Here is a 17,133-nt window from a genome sequence, read left to right on the forward strand (position 1 = left end):
ATATCGATTGACGAGCTATCCGAAGCGTCGAGCCTTCTTGATGGACATGACTATCCGTCACAAATCATTCCGCGCATCGCCGGGGTTCCAGTAATACTCGATATATCTGGATGCCCTCATTCCCCTTTTTGAGGGTCCCAAAAAGACTACCCGTGTGGGTTTGGCTAGGTTCGGGTGCTGTCCGTGCCGTGCGGTAAAATCGTTCAGTCAGAACACGAACCCGCATCGGAGCTCATCATATGGCATTCGTCCATCTGCACAATCACACTGTTTTCTCCATGCTCGACGGCGCAACCCGTATCCAGGATATGGTCAACCGTGCCGTTGAGCTTGGCATGCCCGCCGTGGCCATTACCGATCACGGTTACATGTACGGCGTACCCGACCTGGCGCTGGCCTGCGACGCCGTCAATCACAACACGCCCGAGTACAAAACCTGGAGCCACGACAAGGCCTTCTTGGAAAAGGACCGCCGCGACGAGCTGGTGGAGCCCGATCCCGAGGAAAACCCGCGCGAGCATGCCCAGTATGTGAAGGACATGGCCATGTGGGACGAGAAGGGCAACATCGACGAGCTCAAGCCGCCCCTGGTCATCAAGCCCATCTTCGGCTGCGAGGTCTACTTTACGCCGGACGAGACCCTTGCCCGCGACCACAAGCCCGAGCTCTATCATATGATCCTCCTGGCCAAAGACCAGGAAGGCTACGTCAACCTGATGCAGACGGTCTCCGAGGCCGCCGTGCAGGGCTTTTACTACAAGCCCCGTGTGACGCTCGACAACCTGCGCCGCCATGCCAAGGGCATGATCTGCACGAGCGCCTGCATCGCGGGCATCATCCCCAAATACATCGACCGCGGTGACATGGAGGGCGCCATCAAGTGGGCTGAGACCTTCCGTGACACCTTCGATCCCGGCGACTTTTATATCGAGATCCAGGAACACGGCATCACCACCGACAACGGCCTGACCGACGAGCAGATGGACCGCACGCTCATCGACATCGCCAAGCAGGTGGGCGTCAAGGTCATCGCCACCAACGACTTCCACTACCTGCGCCGCGAGGACGCGCCCGTGCAGGACGTCATCATGTGCATCGGCATGAACGCCAAGGTCGACGACCCCAACCGCATGCGCATGACCGGCTCGGAGTTTTACATGAAGACCGAGGAGGAGATGCGGGCGATGTTCCCGTATTGCCCCGAGGCCTGCGACAACACGCTCGAGATTGCCGACAAGTGCTACGTTGAGCTGGACTGGGACTCCATCATCCTGCCGCGCTTCCCGTTGCTCGATCCCGGCGAGACGCACGAGAGCCAGTTCCGCCGCGAGTGCGAGAAGGGCCTGCGCCAACACTACGGTGACGACTGGGCCACGCGCGAGATCTGTGGCGTCAACATCAAAGAGCGCTTTGAGTACGAATACAAGGTCATCTGCGACAAGGGCTTTGCCGCCTACTTTTTGATCGTCGCCGAGTACGTGCAATGGGCCAAGGACAACGGCATCGGCGTCGGTCCCGGCCGTGGCTCGGCCGCCGGCGCTATCGTCGCCTACGCCATGAACATCACCGCGTTCGACCCGCTCGAGAACGGCCTGATGTTCGAGAGGTTCCTGTCCCCGCAGCGTACCGAGATGCCCGATATCGATATGGACTTCGACGATGAGCGGCGCCTCGAGGTCGTGGAGCACGTTCGCCAGCTCTACGGTCCCGAGAAGGTCACCCACGTCATCACCTACTCGACCATTAAGGCCAAGCAGGCCATCAACGACGCCGCGCGCGTGCTGGACTACCCGGTCTACATGGGCCAGCGCCTGTCCAAGATGGTCTCGAGCGACCCCAAGGTCAAGCTCAAGCAGGTGCTCGAAAAGCAACCCGGCAAAGAGGATCTGTTTAACCCCGACTTTGCCGAGGCCTATAAAAAGGATGACGACGCCCGCCGTATCATCGACACGGCGCTCTCGATCGAGGGCCTCACCCGTGGCGAGGGTGTGCACGCGTGCGCCGTCCTGATCTGCCGCGATCCCGTCAACGAGCATGTGCCCACCAAGCTCGATACCAAGGGCGGCGTCGAGATTACCCAGTACGAGGGCCATACCGTTGCCGACATGGGCCTGCTCAAGATGGACTTCCTGGGCCTGCGCACGCTGACGGTTATCTCCAAGGCTAAGGCAAACATCAAAAAGAATTTCGGCATCGACATCAAAGAGGAAGAGATTCCCTTTGACGACCCCGAGATCTTTAAGCTCATGGGCTCCGGTCACACCGCCGGCGTCTTCCAGGTCGAGTCCGCCGGCATGACGGCCACGATCAAGAATATGAAGCCCACCGAGTACAAGCACGTTGTGGCATTGATCGCTCTATACCGCCCGGGCCCGCTGGGTGCCGGCATGGTTTCGTCCTACATCAACCGTATGAACGGCAAGGAGCCGGCCGTCTCCTACGACGACCGCCTGGACGACATCCTGGGCGAAACCTACGGCACCATGGTCTACCAGGAGCAGGTTATGCTCATCTCCGTTGAGATGTGCGGCTTCTCCAAGGGCGAATCGGACTCGCGTATCCGTAAGCCCGTGGCTAAGAAAAAGATCAAGCTGCTCACGTCGACGGTGCTCCACTGGGAGGATGGCTCGGACGAGACCACCTACGACCACTGGATGAACGGCGCCATCAAGAACAACTACACGCGCGAGGTCGCCCAGAAGATTTGGGACGATGTTCTCGAGTTCGCGTCCTACGCCTTCAACAAGTCGCACTCCGCCGGCTACGCCATTCTGGTTATGCAGACGGCATGGCTTAAGGCGCACTATCCGCACGAGTACATGGCGGCCGTTCTGACGTCCTACACGGGCAAGACCGACAAGATCGTTCACTACGTCTCGGCATGCCGTCACGACGGCATCCCCGTGCTTTCGCCAGATGTCAACGAGTCCGGCACCGAGTTCACGGCTACCAAGGAGGGCGTGCGCTTTGGCCTGGCCGGCATCCGCGGCGTGGGCACCGGCGTGGCGCAGGCGATTATCGCCGAGCGCGAGGCGGGCGGCCCGTTTAAGACGCTGCACGACTTTGTCGAGCGCGTGGACTCGAGCCAGGCAAACCGTCGCGTGATCGAATCGCTGATCAAGGCAGGCGCCTTCGACTCCACGGGGTATCCGCGTCGCCAGATGATGCACTTTGTGGACAAGAACAACCCCGAGAACATTATCGATGCCGCCGTGAAGCGCCAGAAGGATCGTGCGAGCGGCCAGACGTCGTTCTTCGACATGTTTGGCGATGTTGAGGGCTCGGGCTTTGAGGTGAGCGTGCCCGATCCGGATGGCCAGGAGTGGGACCGCCACCTTAAGCTGAGCCAGGAGAAGGAGGTTCTGGGCATCTATGTCTCGGACCACCCGCTGCGCCCGTTTGAGTATGCGCTAGCCAAGGCGCGCGACTTCTCGTTCTCGCAGATCGACACCGGCTACGAAGTGCAAAACCCCACGGGCGGCACCATCAACCAGGAGATCCCCGAGGGCAAGGCGTTGTGGTGGGCCGGTATGGTCTCGAGCGTATCCAAGCGCGTGACCAAAAACGGCGACCCCATGGGCATCGTGCAGCTCGAGGACATGGAAGGTGAGGCCACGGTCGTGGTGTTCCCCAAGACCTACAAGGAGGCCGAGGGGTACCTGTACGGCGAGGTCGATCCCGAGACCGGCGCGCAGCTGTCCGATGCGTTTGTGCGCATTAAGGGCAAGCTCGAGCGCTCGGACCGCGGCGACCAGATCATCGCGCAGGAGATCGTGCCGCTGGAGCTCAACGAGGAGAACAACAAGCCCAAGGTGTTTGAGGTCATGGTGCCCAACAGCCGCTTTAGCCAGGGCAATATGGCGCGTCTTGCCACGGTGCTTACCGCCAACCCGGGCGGCGACCGCGTGGAGATCTTTATCGAGCAGGTGGACGGGCGTGTACTGCGTGCCGAGGTGCCGGCCAAGGTCAACGCGCGCTCGATTCCGCTGCTGGCAGAGGCAAAGGCCATCGTCGGCAACCAAGGCCGCGTGACGGTTATCTAAGCTACCCCGGGTGAGATTGGAGGAAGTGATGACGCAGGGGACGTTTGCGCAGGCGCTTCGCAAGGAGGCGGCGCTCAGCAGCACCTTTATGAAGGGGCGTTCGCTCATGCTCAACGGCGCCGTGCTGTCGTTTGAGGACTCCGGCTCGCGCTTCTCCAAAAACGTGAACATCGAGGGCTCGGTGCGCGGCTCGCGCGGCGACCTGTACAAGACGCACGTGGCGCTCGACATGGACGAGCACGAGGTTGTCGACTACGACTGCGATTGCCCCGCTGCCTTCCGCTATTCCGGCATGTGCAAACACGTCATCGCCACGGCGTTGGCGTATCTGGATGCCAGTGGCGCCGAGCCCGTCGAGGGTTTGCGCACGCCGGTCCGCACGTTTACGGCGCAGCCGAAACAGCCCGCGCGTACCGCGCCCAAAGCGCCGGCCGTCAACCCCAACTTTCCCTTTCCGGCGCCCGTCCCCACGAGCCCCAGCCTCATGGCGGCGCTCTCCGACCTTTCGGACGCGCGCATGGATGAGCTGGCGAGCATGCGCCGCAAGCTTGCCGGTGCCGTTGATCCCGACGCCCCCAAAGCGGCGTTGGAACCCTCGTTGGTGCCGTACTACAATCCGCTGTTCGCCGACCGCTTTAGCTGGGCGCTCGAGTTCCGCATCCGCTGCGGTTCGGTGTCCTACGTGGTCAAGGATATCGACGGCATGGCCGACGCCTATGTCCGAGGCGGCACCTTCTCGTACGGCAAAAAGCTCACATTCCTCCATGCGCCCGAGGCCTTTGACGAGGTTTCGGTGCGTCTGCTCGACCTTGTTGTGGCAACGGTTGTGTATCTGAGCGACATCACGAGTTCGCGTTCGGCGTCGTACGATTTTGCACGCAGCGGCTTTGTCGCCGAGCGCCAGTTGCCGCTGTCCGAGCATGACATCGTATACATGCTGGACTTGCTGCGTGGCCGGACCATTTCCTTTGAGCCCGCCTGGTCGCGGGGAACGACGACGCATCGCACCTATGACGTGGCGGTTGAACTGTCTCCAGAAGGGGAGGACGAGGCGCCGTCTAAGCGCCCACCGCTCCTTGCCGCCAAAATCGCGCCGGCGGCTGGTGGCAGCTACGATCTGCGCCTGCCGGCCGATGCATACTGCTTTGCTTCGGGCGACGTTGCCTATCTGGTCGACACCCGCCGTGCGCGCCGCACCGATGTGGCGTTTGCCCAGCATGCGGCGCCGTTCCTATCGCGCTTGCTGCCCTGCCGCACGCCGGTCCATATCGCTGCCGACCAGGTGGGGGAGTTCTGTCGTATGGCGCTGCCCATTTTGCGCGACTACACCGACCTTACCGCGCCCGCTGCGCTCGATACCGTGGCGCCCGAGCCGAGCTTTGCCATGGCGATCGGCGTCGACGATGGGCTCGTGACCTGCAAAATTACGGTTACCTACGGCGACTGGTCGGCAGATCTCTTTAGCCTGGGCGCTCCGGGCAGCCCCTTCGAAGAGCAGCGCCCGGGCGTGCCGCCGCGCGACGAGGTGGCAGAGTTTCGCGTTATGGATACGGCGGCCCTGTATTTCGACTTTTACGAGGGCGGCCTGGCGTTTGAGGAACGTGATGACGAGAGCCTGTTCCGCTTGCTGACCGAGGGCCTGTCTGCCCTGTCCGAGCTGGGCGAGGTCATGCTCAGCGACCGCCTGCGCCAGATTTCGGTCCGCCCTGCGCCCAAGCTTTCGGTGCGTGCGACTGTCAAGAGTAACCTGCTCGACGTCGAACTGGGCGCGAGCGGACTTTCGGCGGCAGACCTTGCCATCTATCTGGACTCCTACAAGCGTCACCAGACGTTTGCGCGTCTCACGTCGGGCGACATCGTACGCCTGGACGAGGGGGCGCGCGCTGCGTTTGGCCTTGCCGAGGATCTGGGGGTCGATGCTGTCGACTTGCTCGACGGCGTGTCGCTCCCCGCGTCGAGTACCCTGTTCGTTGACAGCATGCTTGCGCGCACGCCCGCGCTCGAAGCCGATCGCGACGCTGCATTCCGTCGTACCGTCGAGCGCTTGGATACGCTCGGCAAGATGGACTTTACGGTGCCGGTCTCGCTCAAGGCCACACTGCGCGGCTATCAGGTCGACGGCTACCAGTGGCTCGGCTCGCTCGAGCACCTGGGCCTCGGCGGCATCTTGGCCGACGATATGGGCTTGGGCAAAACGCTGCAGATGATCGCGCATATCCTGGCGCGCGTGGAAGCGGGGGACGCTAAGCCCACGCTTGTGGTGTGCCCAGCGTCGCTTGTGTACAACTGGACCGCCGAGCTGGAGCGCTTTGCCCCGTCGCTCGATGTGTGCGCCATTGTGGGCGCCAAGGCCCAGCGTCGCGTGCAGATCGCCGGCGTGGCCGAGCATAACGTGGTCGTGACGTCGTATGACCTTATGCGGCGCGATATCGACGAGTACGTCGAGCAGGACTTTGCCCGCGTGGTGCTCGATGAGGCCCAGTACATTAAAAACCCGCTCACGCAGGTGGCGCGCGCCGCAAAGCGCCTGCCTGCCGGCGTGCGCTTTGCCCTGACGGGCACGCCCATCGAAAACCGCTTGTCCGAGCTCTGGAGCATCTTCGACTTTTTGATGCCGGGCCTGCTTGGCACGCGCGAGTCGTTTGCCAAGCGCTTCGAAAGCCCGGTCGAGCACGCCGAGGGGGACAGCGCCGCTCGCCTGCAGGCGCTCGTGTCGCCGTTTGTGCTGCGCCGTGTCAAGGAAGACGTGGTGGCCGATCTGCCCGAAAAGATCGAGGACACTGTCGTGGCTCAGCTCACCGGCGAGCAGCGCAAGCTGTACCTGGCAAACCAGGACCGCATCGCCCAGCAGGTGCAGCACCGCGAGGCATCCGAGTTTAAGAAAGACAAACTCAAGGTGCTCGCCGAGCTCACCAAGCTGCGCCAGATCTGCTGCGACCCGCGTCTACACTACGAGGATTACAAGGCGGGGAGCGCCAAGCTCGATACGTGCATGGAGCTCGTGCACGGCGCACTCGACGGCGGGCATCGCATCCTGTTGTTCAGCCAGTTTACGGGTATGCTCGATATCATCGGTAAACGCTTGGCCAAGGAGGACATCGCCTTCCTTAAGCTCACGGGCGCTTCGTCTAAGGAGAGTCGCGCCAAGATGGTCGCGCAGTTCCAAGCGGGCGAGGTGCCGGTCTTTTTGATTTCGCTCAAGGCGGGCGGCGTGGGCCTTAACCTGACGGCGGCCGACGTGGTCATTCACTACGACCCGTGGTGGAACGTGGCCGCGCAGGACCAGGCGACTGACCGCGCACATCGTATTGGCCAGATGCATACCGTGACCGTGTACAAGCTCATCGCCAAGGACACGATCGAGGAACGCATTATGCAGATGCAGGAGTCCAAGCGCGACCTGGTCAACAGCGTGCTCGGCGGCGACGGTATCTCGTCGGCGCTGTTTACCCGCGAAGATGTTTTGGCGCTGCTGGGCGGCGACGGGCGCTAACCCGCTCGGGTGGGGCCGCCAGGGCGGATGCACACGCTGCCCCATCGTCCCTGCCCGTTATGTGTTCATTTGCCATGCCGTGGATGGTTCGCCTGCCTTTGGGCATAAGAACCATCGAGAACATTGGCACATCAGCAAAGGAGAACATCATGGCGAAATTCTTTAAGGACCCCGATGGCAAGCTTATCGCCGCCCTTGGCGACGACGTTGCGACCCCTGCCGGCTGCACGGAGCTGACCGCGAACACCGAGGACGCGGCGCACGAAAAGCACGTGCCGGTCGTTGAGAGCGAGCGCGACGGTCACGTGATCCGCGCACGCGTGGGCTCGGTCGAGCATCCCAGCCTGCCCGAGCACTACATCGAGTGGATTGCCCTTGAGGCCGAGGGCCGTCTGGAGGTCCATTACCTTGAGCCCGGCATGAAGCCCGCGACGTTTTTTGCCGGTGGCTCTAAGACCGGTACCGTCTATGCCTATTGCAACCTGCACGGGCTGTGGTCCGCGACGTTCTAGGAGCGCGCTCCCGCTCGGGGTATCATAGCTAGCATATGCACATGCGAGCGCCGACTGCATCATGCGGCCGGCGCTTTTACTACGACAACGATGGTTTACGACGGAAAGGGCTGAGCCATGAAGCTCGCACTTGCACAGATCGATATGCGCCTGGGTGATATTGAGGGTATCTGCGGTCGCATCGAGGACCAGGCGCGCCTGGCCCACGAGCGCGGTGCGCGCGTGCTGTGCGTCCCGGCTCCGCTCTTTATGGGCGCTTTGCCCGGCGGCTTGGTGGGCGCTGCCGACTTTGAGCACGACATGCTTGCCGGCTTGACCGGCGTCGCCGAACGTATCCAGGAACTCGATATGATCTGCATTGTGCCCGCGGCAGTTTCGTTTGAGGGCCAGCCCCTGCTCGACTACATGATGCTCAAGGACGGCCATGTGGTGCCGGCCCGTTCGAGCATTGCCCTGCAGCGCGGTGGGACCGGCGATGCCCGTTGGGCGCCGCCGGTCTTCGATGTGGACGGCGTGCGTATCGCCGTGATCTTCGACTTGGACCGCGAGCTCGAGATGCTGCCGACCGGCGTCGACCTCATCGCCTATTTCCAGTTCAACGCGTTTGATATGACCGACCGCGAGAGCGCTGCGATCGCCGCCGTGCGCAGCGGTGCCTACCGCAAGATCGCTTCAAAGCGCAGCGTATGGTTTGCCTGCATGGCGCCGGTCGGTGCGTATGACGAGTCGGTGTATACCGGCGGGTCGTTTGTGCTCGACGATTGCGGGCGCGTGGTGGCCCAAGCGCCGTGCTTTGAGGAGAGCCTGTTGGTTCAGGAGATCCAGCGCGGCGTGATGCTCGATGCCCTGGAAGATCACGAACTGCCCGAGTTCCGTTCCGAGGAGTGGCTGTGGCAGGCGCTGGTGCTCGCTGTGCGCGATAACGCCCGTGCCCATGGTACGTCGCGCGCTGTGGTGGCGCTCGAGGGCGATCTGCCGTCGTCTTTGCTTGCGGCGCTGGCTGTCGATGCATTGGGCTCGCGCAACGTGATCGGCCTGGTGTTGGACCGCAACCGCATCTTTACGCCGGCGCAGGAGGAGGCCGAGGCCGCCCGTTGTGCCGCCGTTCGCGCGATTGCCGAGCGCCTGCATATTCGCACGGTTGAGCGCGATGCGCCGGATGCGGCGCGCGTACTCGACCGCGATGTGTCGGCGGGCGATGCCGAGCGCCTGCGTTCGCGTGCGCTGGGCCTCATGTTGGAGGACACGGCGCTCGAGCTGGGCGCGATGGCTCTGAGTCCGCTTTCCAAGACCGAGTACGCGTTGGCGGCACCGGCGCTTTGCGGTGGCTACCAGGGCGATTACGCGCCCTTTGGCGATGTGTATCTGTCGACCCTCGAGTTTGTGGCGCGCGTGCGCAACCGCACGTCTGCCGTGGTGCCGCAGGAGCTCGTGACGCTCAACGCGGTGGAAGATTGCATGGAACGCGTGCTGGCGCGGGCGCTCTCGACGCTCGACGGCCCGGTCGACATGCTCGATCGCGCGGCGCACCTGCTCGGTGGGCTTGAGCCGGGCGAGGTCGATGGCGCGCTCGAGGCGCACGTGGACCGCAACCGACCCTTCGACGACATCCCAATGGCCGCCGGCAAGCCCGAGGCTTGCTCGCTGCTGCTGATGCTCGTACGTCAGGGCGAGGCCGCCCGCCGCATGCTGCCGACGGCGCCGATCGTCTCGGCCCGCTCGTTTGTCGAGCGCGCTTGGCCGTACATGCTCGCATGGTCCGACCTGGGGTTGAGCGGCAAGGAACGCATGACGGTCGATGCGCTGGCGCGCGCTGAGGTGCGTCGTTTTGCCGACGAGGATACAAGCGAACGCATGCGTGGCGAGATGATGGGCTTACTGGGTGACCTGTTGGGTATTTCGCCCGAGCAGATGGAAGAGCTGCGCTCCGAGGATGGCCAGCGTCGCCTGCATGAGGGTATGAAAAAGTTTGAGGGCGAGGTCCAGGACGCCATCGAAAAGATGATGGGCGGCCAGGGCGGACCGCAAGGTGGGCCCCAGGGCACGCCGATGCCGCAACCGCCGGTGGATCCCCGACAGTTCCCGTTCTTCTCTCAAAACTAACTATGGAATAGGATTCGCTCCCAACCCCGATACTTCAACTAAGCATCGTGTCCCCGTTGTGTTATTCTAGAACAGACGTTCGTGAATAGTGCGCGGGACCTTGTCTTGCGCCGTGCGTGTGGCGAGGGGAGGTTGGCTTGGTCATTTTGGGTATCGACCCCGGTTTGGCCCATACGGGCTGGGGAATTATCGAGGAGCGGCGCGGCGAGGTTCGCTGCCGTGCCTACGGTTGTATCGAGACCAGCGCGGGCAGTCCGCTCGCGGTGCGCCTGTCGCATATCGCCCGCGACCTCAAGGGTGTCGTGGAGCGTTATCGACCCGATACCGCTGCTATCGAGAGCATTTACTTTGGCGCCAACGTTCGCTCGGCCATCCCTACGGCGCACGCCCGCGGTGCTGCACTCGTGGCGCTTTCGGAATGCGCGCTCGAGATTGGCGAGTACACGCCTATGCAGATTAAGCAGGCTGTTGTGGGCACCGGCGCCGCGGACAAACGGCAGGTCGCGTATATGGTTCGTACGCTCACACAGCTCGATCACGACCCACATCCCGACCATGCCGCCGATGCCCTGGCCTGCGCCATCTGCCACGTTAACCTCAGCCGCACCCGGGCGCTTACCGGCGGCGAGTTCTATCAACAGAGAGGAACCGGATACTGATGATCTCCCAGCTCCATGGAACGCTTGTCGAGGCCACGATGAGCTCGGCCGTTGTCGATGTATCGGGTGTGGGCTTTGAGCTCGGCATCTCGGGCAGCACTGCCGCCACGCTGCCTACACCCGGCGGCGAGGTGCGCCTCTATACCCGTATGCAGGTGCGCGAGGACGCCATGACGCTCTTTGGCTTTGCCTCTAAAGACGAGCGCACGATGTTCGACCGGCTCGTGTCCGTGTCGGGCGTTGGCCCGCGCCTGGCACTTGCCGTGCTCTCCACCTATACCGTGGGCCAGCTGTATTCCCTGGTAATGGCCGAGGATGACAAAGGCATGGCCAAGGTTCCCGGTGTGGGCAAAAAGACTGCGCAGCGTCTGATCCTGGAGCTCAAGAGCACCTTTGCCAAGGATAAGGGCTTTGTGCCGGTCGACGTGATTCCCGGACAGGTTGCGATGCCCGTGCCCGCTGCCGCTCCCTCGGTGATCGATGATGCTCGTGCGGCGCTCCTTTCCATGGGCTTTAGCCCGCAGGAGACCGATGTTGCCCTGAGCGGGTATGATGGGCAGAATATGCGTGTCGAGGATCTGCTCGGCGCGGCGCTTAAGCGACTCGGAATGGATGCGTGATGTGGGAAGCCGATGACTCTCAGGACTTGTGGGCGACGCCCGGTAACTCGCCGGCGGCATCCATGGCGCACGGCGAGCGCATGGTGGGCTCGGAGCTGACGGCCGAGGATCTCGATGTCGACCGCACTTTGCGCCCTCAGCGCCTGGACGATTACTGCGGCCAGGAGCACATCAAGCAGAGCCTGCGCGTGTTGATCGAAGCGGCGCAGAGCCGTGGCGAGACGCTCGACCACGTGATCTTCTCGGGTCCTCCGGGCCTGGGCAAGACCACGCTGGCCACCGTTATCGCCAACGAGCTGGGCGCTCAGATCAAGACCACGAGTGGCCCTGCCATCGCGCGCACGGGCGACCTGGCGGCCATCCTTACTAACTTGCAGCCGGGCGATGTGCTGTTTATCGACGAGATCCACCGCCTCAACCGTTCGGTCGAGGAGGTCCTGTACCCCGCGATGGAGGACTTTGCCCTCGATATCGTGATTGGCAAGGGTCCGGCGGCGCGCTCGATTCGCCTGGATATCCCCAAGTTTACGCTGGTGGCGGCAACGACCCGCTCAGGCATGTTGACCGGCCCGTTGCGCGACCGCTTTGGCATTTCATATCGCCTGGATTACTACACGGTCGAGGAGCTCGCGCAGATTGTGACGCGCTCGGCGACTATCCTGGGCGTGACGATCGACCATCCCAGTGCACTCGAGATCGGCTCGCGTTCGCGCGGCACGCCACGTCTTGCCAACCGTCTGCTCAAGCGCGTGCGCGATTACGCACAGGTGCGCGGCAACGGCCCCATCGAGCTCGATATCTGTCGCCAGGCGCTCGAGTTCTTCGAGATCGACGAGCTCGGTCTGGACTGGATGGATATTCGCATTTTGGAGACGCTCGCCAAGACGTTCTCCGGTCGCGCCGTGGGACTTACGACCCTTGCCAGCGCGGTGGGCGAGGACCCGGGCACGCTCGAGGATGTCTATGAGCCCTATTTGCTGCAGTGCGGATTGATGATTCGTACGCCGCAGGGCCGTCAGGCAACCCTCCGCACCTTTGAGCACCTGGGGATTGAACCTACCGTTTAGGGCGTTTTGTTTTGGCGGGCTGTTGGACTATCGCTGGGCATCGGGTAAACATATCGCCGTTCATCGGTTATGGGCGTTTTACTATTGCGCGCCCGTGCTATGCTGAATTGGTCTTTTTCTCATTCGGTAACGAAAGGACCGCCCATGCCTACTGACATCGAAATCGCACGTTCTGTCACGCCGCTGCCTATTACCGAGGTGGCCAAGAACGCCGGCGTCGACGTTAAGTACCTTATTCCGTACGGCTTCGACAAGGCTAAGGTCGACTATTCACTGCTCAACGAGCCGACTGATCACCAGGCCAAGCTCGTCCTCGTGACCGCTATCAACCCAACGCCCGCGGGCGAGGGCAAGACCACCACGACCATCGGTCTGGCCGATGGCCTGCGTCGTCGCGGTATCAAGAGCGCCGTGGCCCTGCGTGAGCCTTCGCTCGGTCCCGTCTTTGGCGTCAAGGGCGGTGCCGCTGGCGGCGGTTGGGCCCAGGTCATTCCCATGGAGGACATCAACCTGCACTTTACCGGCGACTTCCATGCCATCGGTGCTGCCAACAACCTGCTGGCCGCCATGCTCGATAACCACATCCAGCAGGGCAATCAGCTCGGTATTGACGTTAAGCGCATCACCTGGAAGCGCGTCGTCGACATGAACGACCGTCAGCTGCGCCATGTTATCGATGGCATTGGCGGTAAGGCCCAAGGTGTGCCGCGCGAGGACGGCTTCGACATCACCGTTGCCTCCGAGGTCATGGCAATCCTGTGCCTGTCTACGAGCATCAACGATCTCAAGGAGCGCTTGGGCGAGATCGTCGTCGGCTACAGCTATGCCGGCGAGCCCGTCCGCGCCCGCGACCTCAAGGCTCAGGGCGCCATGGCTGCGCTGCTTAAGGATGCGCTCAAGCCCAACTTGGTGCAAACACTCGAGGGCACGCCCGCGTTTGTCCACGGCGGCCCCTTCGCCAACATTGCCCACGGCTGCAACTCTATCATGGCCACGCGTATGGCGATGCGCTTTGGCGATGTCGCCATTACCGAGGCCGGCTTCGGTGCCGATCTGGGTGCCGAGAAGTTCCTCGACATTAAGTGCCGCATGACGGGCGTTCGCCCCAGCGCCGTCGTGGTCGTCGCGACCGCTCGTGCGCTGAAGTACAACGGTGGCGTCGCCAAGGCCGACCTCAACGAGGAGAACCTCGAGGCACTCAAGGCTGGCATGCCCAACTTGCTGCGTCATGTCGACAACATCCAGAACGTTTATGGTCTGCCCTGCGTGGTCGCCATCAACCGCTTCCCGACGGACACCGAGGCTGAGCTTGCACTCATCGAGTCCGAGTGCCAGAAGCTCGGCGTCAACGTTAAGCTTTCCGAGGTCTGGGCCAAGGGCGGCGAGGGCGCGCTCGAGCTGGCCGATGAGGTCATGCGTCTGATTGAGCAGCCGAGCGAGCTCAAGTTTGCCTATGAGGACGGCGCTGATGTCGCTGATGCCCTCGAGGCCGTTGCCACCAAGGTCTACCGCGCCGACGGCGTTGACTTTACGCCGGCCGCCAAGCGCCAGCTCGCCGAGCTGCGCGAGAACGGCTTTGGCAACCTGCCGGTGTGCGTCGCCAAGACGCAGTACAGCTTTAGCGACAACGCCAAGGTCCTGGGCGCTCCCGAGAACTTCCGCATCACCGTGCGTGAGCTCAAGGTTTCTGCCGGCGCCCACTTTGTGGTCGCGCTGACCGGCAGCGTTCTGACCATGCCGGGCCTGCCCAAGGTGCCCGCGGCCGAAAACATCGACGTCGACAACGACGGCAACATCACCGGTCTGTTCTAAGCCTGCCGCGCATAGCCGCTTGATTGCCCCGCCGTGCCCCATGGCCCGGCGGGGCTTTTGTTTTCTATCCGCGCTGAAGGCCGAAGAGTTTGGCGTTGCGCTCGGCGACCATCATGTTGATATCGGCGATTTCCATCTCGCCGTCAATGTAGGGCTGGTAGGTACCGTACGGGTCGCCTGCCCCCAAGCTGCAGCTGCCGCAGTTATCGCAGCTGCCGTTGCCGCAGCCCGCGAGTGCCAGCTTGATGATTTCTTCACGTTCGGCGCGCGTTGTGTCTTTGATGAGCTTGCTTTTTGCCATGACGTTTCTCGATTCGCTTGTAACCGTCGGCCGCGCATGTCTTGTAGATACCGACGGCCTTTGCCCATCATAGGCTTTTGCGCGGGTAGAATGCATGGATAACTTGATGCTTACAGGCGACGGAAAGGAAACGTTGCATGGACCAGGACAAGACGACCGTGATGGGCGGATATGGCTCCGCACAGGCTGGCGGCAGCGCCGATGCGACCCGCATCGTGTCGAACCCCGGCAATGCTGCTCCCGATGCGACGCAGGCGTCTGCCGAACCCACACGGGTTATGGGCTATGGCGATACACCACGGGATCCGTTTGATTATGCACCGCAGGACCCGTATGGCAATGCGGCTCCGGACCCGTATGGCAATGCGGTGGCAGATGCCTATAACAACCTGCCGCAAAATCCCATTCCGCAGCCTCAGCAGACGACGTATATGCCGCGCACGGCGCAGGCCCAGCCTCGTTATGAATCGCGCGATCCGTATGCGCGCCAGCCCTATCGCGAGTATCCCAAGTCGATTCCGCAGTATGGTGAGGACGAGGAAGAGGCTCCGTCGCGTTCGTCGAGCGTTATCAAGAAGATCCTCATTGTGCTGGCGATCTTTTTTGCGCTGTCGGTTGTGTTTGCCATCGTTTCGGGCATGCTCAACAAGCGAGGGAGTTCAACGGCCGATACCACTGCCGAGCAAACCGAGTCTGCCCCGTCTAGCACCGTCGATCTGGGCGATATCCCGGGGCAGTACTGGTCTAATGCCAAAAAGCTCCTCAAGTCACGCGGGGCTGATCTTTCGAATGCTGTGATTCTGACTGACGACGGCTCGACGCCCGTCGTCGATGCCAACTGGGTTGTTACTTCTGCCTACTATAACGACAACGGTAACCTCGAAATTCAACTCACGCACAAGAACGGCTCGGGCAACTCGTCCGACGGCCAAAGCGGCACCGACGATTCGAGCTCCAACACGCTGGAGGACCTGAGCAACAAGGCACAGGAGTTGGGAGACAAGGCGCAAGAGCTGGGCGATACGGCGCAAAACCTCGGCGATACTGCTCAGAATCTGGGCGATATGGCTACCAATGCCTGGGACGCGCTGCAAAACGGTATTTCGGGCGCACAGGAAAACTAGCGGCTGAGTGGGGCTACAACTGTTCGGCCGGACGCTCGGGCGAGCTAAAGCCGGAGTCAAACGTGACGACGCATGATGCATCGGGCCTGCGCTCGTGCACGATATGCGTCACGCGTTCCAACAGCTCGTCGTCGGAGATGTGAAAGTCGTCGGGACGCACCAGGTCAAATGACACAAGGTCATCGTGTTCGTGCAAGTCGTGGATGGAAAGCGCGGGGTCGATCTGCGCTACGCCGCGCTTGACCCAGCCGCGTAGATCGTCACCGGTTGTTGCAATGGGGTCGCAGTGCAGCGTGATGGCGATGCCCATCTGACGTTTGATGTCGTGTTCGATGGTGTCCAGAATCTCGTGGTGCTCAAAGGCATCGCCCTCGCCGGGCATTTCCACGTGTGCACTGGCAAACTGACGGCCGGGGCCGTAGTCGTGCACCATAAGGTCGTGCGTGCCCAGGACCTGGGGGTACGACATAATCCTGTCGCGGATTTCCTGGACGAGCTTGGGGTCGGGCGCTTGTCCCAGCAGCGGGCTGATGGCGTCGCGCACCAGGCCCATGCCGCTGATGCAAATGAAGATGCCCACGCCCAGACCTGCCCAGCCGTCGAGATCAAAGCCTGTCGTCTGCGAAATAAGCGCCGCCGCCAAGACCGAACCCGAGGCGATGACATCGTTTTTGGAGTCCTGCGCCGTGGCGATGAGCGTCTCCGAGTCGATGCGATCGCCCAACGTGCGGTTGAATGCGGCCATCCAGAGCTTAACGAGCATGGATGTAGCCAGTGCCGCAAGGGAAACGAGCGTGTAAGCGGTGGGGGAGGGCTTGATGATCTTGGTAATGGACTCGAGCACCAGGTTGATGCCGACGGCACAAACGAGGACGGCGACAAACAGACCGGCGAGGTATTCGTAGCGGCCGTGGCCATAGGGGTGACCTTCGTCGGCCGGGCGGCTGGCAAGGCGGAACCCGAGCAGGCTCACGATGTTGCTCGAGGCGTCGGAGAGGTTGTTGAAGGCGTCGGCGATAAGCGAGACAGAGCCGGCGAGCAGACCCGCGATGCCCTTGGCTAGGCACAGGGTAATGTTGAGACCAATGCAAATGAGGCTTGCGGCAAAGCCCGCGTTGGTGCGGCAAGTCGTATCGACCGGCTCGTCCTCGCTGCCGGGAACAAGCGTATGTACCAGCCGATTTACAAATAGCATGGCGTATCTCCTCGCATCCTCGTTTAAGGGGATAGTGTAGCTCGCGTGGGCGCGCCGTGCGCCGATGCTCAGAAAATGCAGCAATGGTCTGCTGGAGCTAACGAGCGGCCCTTCTTGTCCGACCAGGTGCTCCATTTTGGGCCACATGGGTATGGGCATGTGCTTGCCTGCCCGACATACTTAATGTCGACAGCCCCTGCGTAA

11 protein-coding genes are annotated in these 17,133 nt (G+C 62.2%); 9 read left to right on the plus strand and 2 right to left on the minus strand.

What is annotated here, in order from left to right; translation table 11 throughout:
• Positions 1-239 precede the first annotated feature (239 nt).
• The 8 genes from dnaE (at position 240) to NBH09_RS06730 (ending at position 14,309) form a co-directional block, all read left to right on the plus strand.
• Entirely contained in the window at positions 240-4,043 is a 3,804-nt protein-coding gene (gene dnaE, locus NBH09_RS06695; protein WP_250787442.1) for a DNA polymerase III subunit alpha, read from the plus strand.
• A gap of 28 nt (positions 4,044-4,071) precedes the next feature.
• Positions 4,072-7,536, plus strand: a complete 3,465-nt coding sequence (locus tag NBH09_RS06700) for a DEAD/DEAH box helicase (RefSeq protein ID WP_250787443.1) — start codon at positions 4,072-4,074, stop codon at positions 7,534-7,536.
• 149 nt (positions 7,537-7,685) lie between these two features.
• A complete protein-coding gene (locus tag NBH09_RS06705; RefSeq protein ID WP_250787444.1) occupies positions 7,686-8,048 on the plus strand; it encodes a desulfoferrodoxin family protein in 363 nt (120 codons plus the stop codon).
• 117 nt (positions 8,049-8,165) lie between these two features.
• Positions 8,166-10,151 (plus strand): NAD(+) synthetase, encoded by a 1,986-nt coding sequence (locus tag NBH09_RS06710; protein WP_250787445.1) that lies wholly within the window; start codon positions 8,166-8,168, stop codon positions 10,149-10,151.
• A 137-nt stretch (positions 10,152-10,288) separates the two neighbouring features.
• On the plus strand, positions 10,289-10,810 hold the full coding sequence (ruvC, locus tag NBH09_RS06715) for a crossover junction endodeoxyribonuclease RuvC (RefSeq protein WP_035137351.1): 522 nt from the start codon (positions 10,289-10,291) through the stop codon (positions 10,808-10,810).
• Positions 10,810-11,430: a Holliday junction branch migration protein RuvA gene (gene ruvA / locus NBH09_RS06720; RefSeq protein ID WP_250787447.1), complete on the plus strand. Its 621-nt coding sequence runs from the start codon at positions 10,810-10,812 to the stop codon at positions 11,428-11,430. Before ruvC ends, ruvA begins: the two co-directional genes overlap by 1 nt.
• On the plus strand, positions 11,430-12,497 hold the full coding sequence (ruvB, locus tag NBH09_RS06725; RefSeq protein ID WP_022095140.1) for a Holliday junction branch migration DNA helicase RuvB: 1,068 nt from the start codon (positions 11,430-11,432) through the stop codon (positions 12,495-12,497). The genes ruvA and ruvB overlap by 1 nt, the downstream gene beginning before the upstream one ends.
• Positions 12,498-12,641: 144 nt before the next feature.
• Positions 12,642-14,309, plus strand: coding sequence for a formate--tetrahydrofolate ligase (locus NBH09_RS06730; protein ID WP_250787449.1), 1,668 nt, complete (start codon positions 12,642-12,644; stop codon positions 14,307-14,309).
• A gap of 64 nt (positions 14,310-14,373) precedes the next feature.
• Here the strand turns inward: NBH09_RS06730 and NBH09_RS06735 are convergent, their stop codons facing one another.
• Positions 14,374-14,610, minus strand: a complete 237-nt coding sequence (locus NBH09_RS06735) for a hypothetical protein (protein ID WP_035137347.1) — start codon at positions 14,608-14,610, stop codon at positions 14,374-14,376.
• A gap of 137 nt (positions 14,611-14,747) precedes the next feature.
• Here NBH09_RS06735 and NBH09_RS06740 point away from each other — a divergent pair, with 137 nt between their 5' ends.
• Complete coding sequence (locus tag NBH09_RS06740; protein ID WP_250787451.1) at positions 14,748-15,734, plus strand: chromosomal replication initiator protein DnaA; 987 nt, start codon at positions 14,748-14,750, stop codon at positions 15,732-15,734.
• Positions 15,735-15,747: 13 nt separating this feature from the next.
• On the opposite strand, the gene NBH09_RS06745 is transcribed toward NBH09_RS06740, so the two are convergent.
• Positions 15,748-16,929 carry a cation diffusion facilitator family transporter gene (locus NBH09_RS06745; protein WP_250787452.1) on the minus strand — a complete coding sequence of 394 codons (1,182 nt, stop codon included), beginning with the start codon at positions 16,927-16,929 and terminating at the stop codon, positions 15,748-15,750.
• Positions 16,930-17,133 lie beyond the last annotated feature (204 nt).

The sequence above is a fragment of the Collinsella sp. BG-O-102 genome (genome assembly GCF_023656745.1).
Lineage (GTDB): Bacteria > Actinomycetota > Coriobacteriia > Coriobacteriales > Coriobacteriaceae > Collinsella.

Coding starts and splice junctions, on each gene's coding strand:
- NBH09_RS06710 (WP_250787445.1), top strand. CDS start 8,166: ATGAAGCTCGCACTTGCACAGATCGATATGCGCCTGGGTGATATTGAG.
- NBH09_RS06700 (WP_250787443.1), top strand. CDS start 4,072: ATGACGCAGGGGACGTTTGCGCAGGCGCTTCGCAAGGAGGCGGCGCTC.
- NBH09_RS06730 (WP_250787449.1), top strand. CDS start 12,642: ATGCCTACTGACATCGAAATCGCACGTTCTGTCACGCCGCTGCCTATT.
- NBH09_RS06705 (WP_250787444.1), top strand. CDS start 7,686: ATGGCGAAATTCTTTAAGGACCCCGATGGCAAGCTTATCGCCGCCCTT.
- ruvA (WP_250787447.1), top strand. CDS start 10,810: ATGATCTCCCAGCTCCATGGAACGCTTGTCGAGGCCACGATGAGCTCG.
- dnaE (WP_250787442.1), top strand. CDS start 240: ATGGCATTCGTCCATCTGCACAATCACACTGTTTTCTCCATGCTCGAC.
- ruvB (WP_022095140.1), top strand. CDS start 11,430: ATGTGGGAAGCCGATGACTCTCAGGACTTGTGGGCGACGCCCGGTAAC.
- NBH09_RS06735 (WP_035137347.1), bottom strand. CDS start 14,610: ATGGCAAAAAGCAAGCTCATCAAAGACACAACGCGCGCCGAACGTGAA.
- NBH09_RS06745 (WP_250787452.1), bottom strand. CDS start 16,929: ATGCTATTTGTAAATCGGCTGGTACATACGCTTGTTCCCGGCAGCGAG.
- NBH09_RS06740 (WP_250787451.1), top strand. CDS start 14,748: ATGGACCAGGACAAGACGACCGTGATGGGCGGATATGGCTCCGCACAG.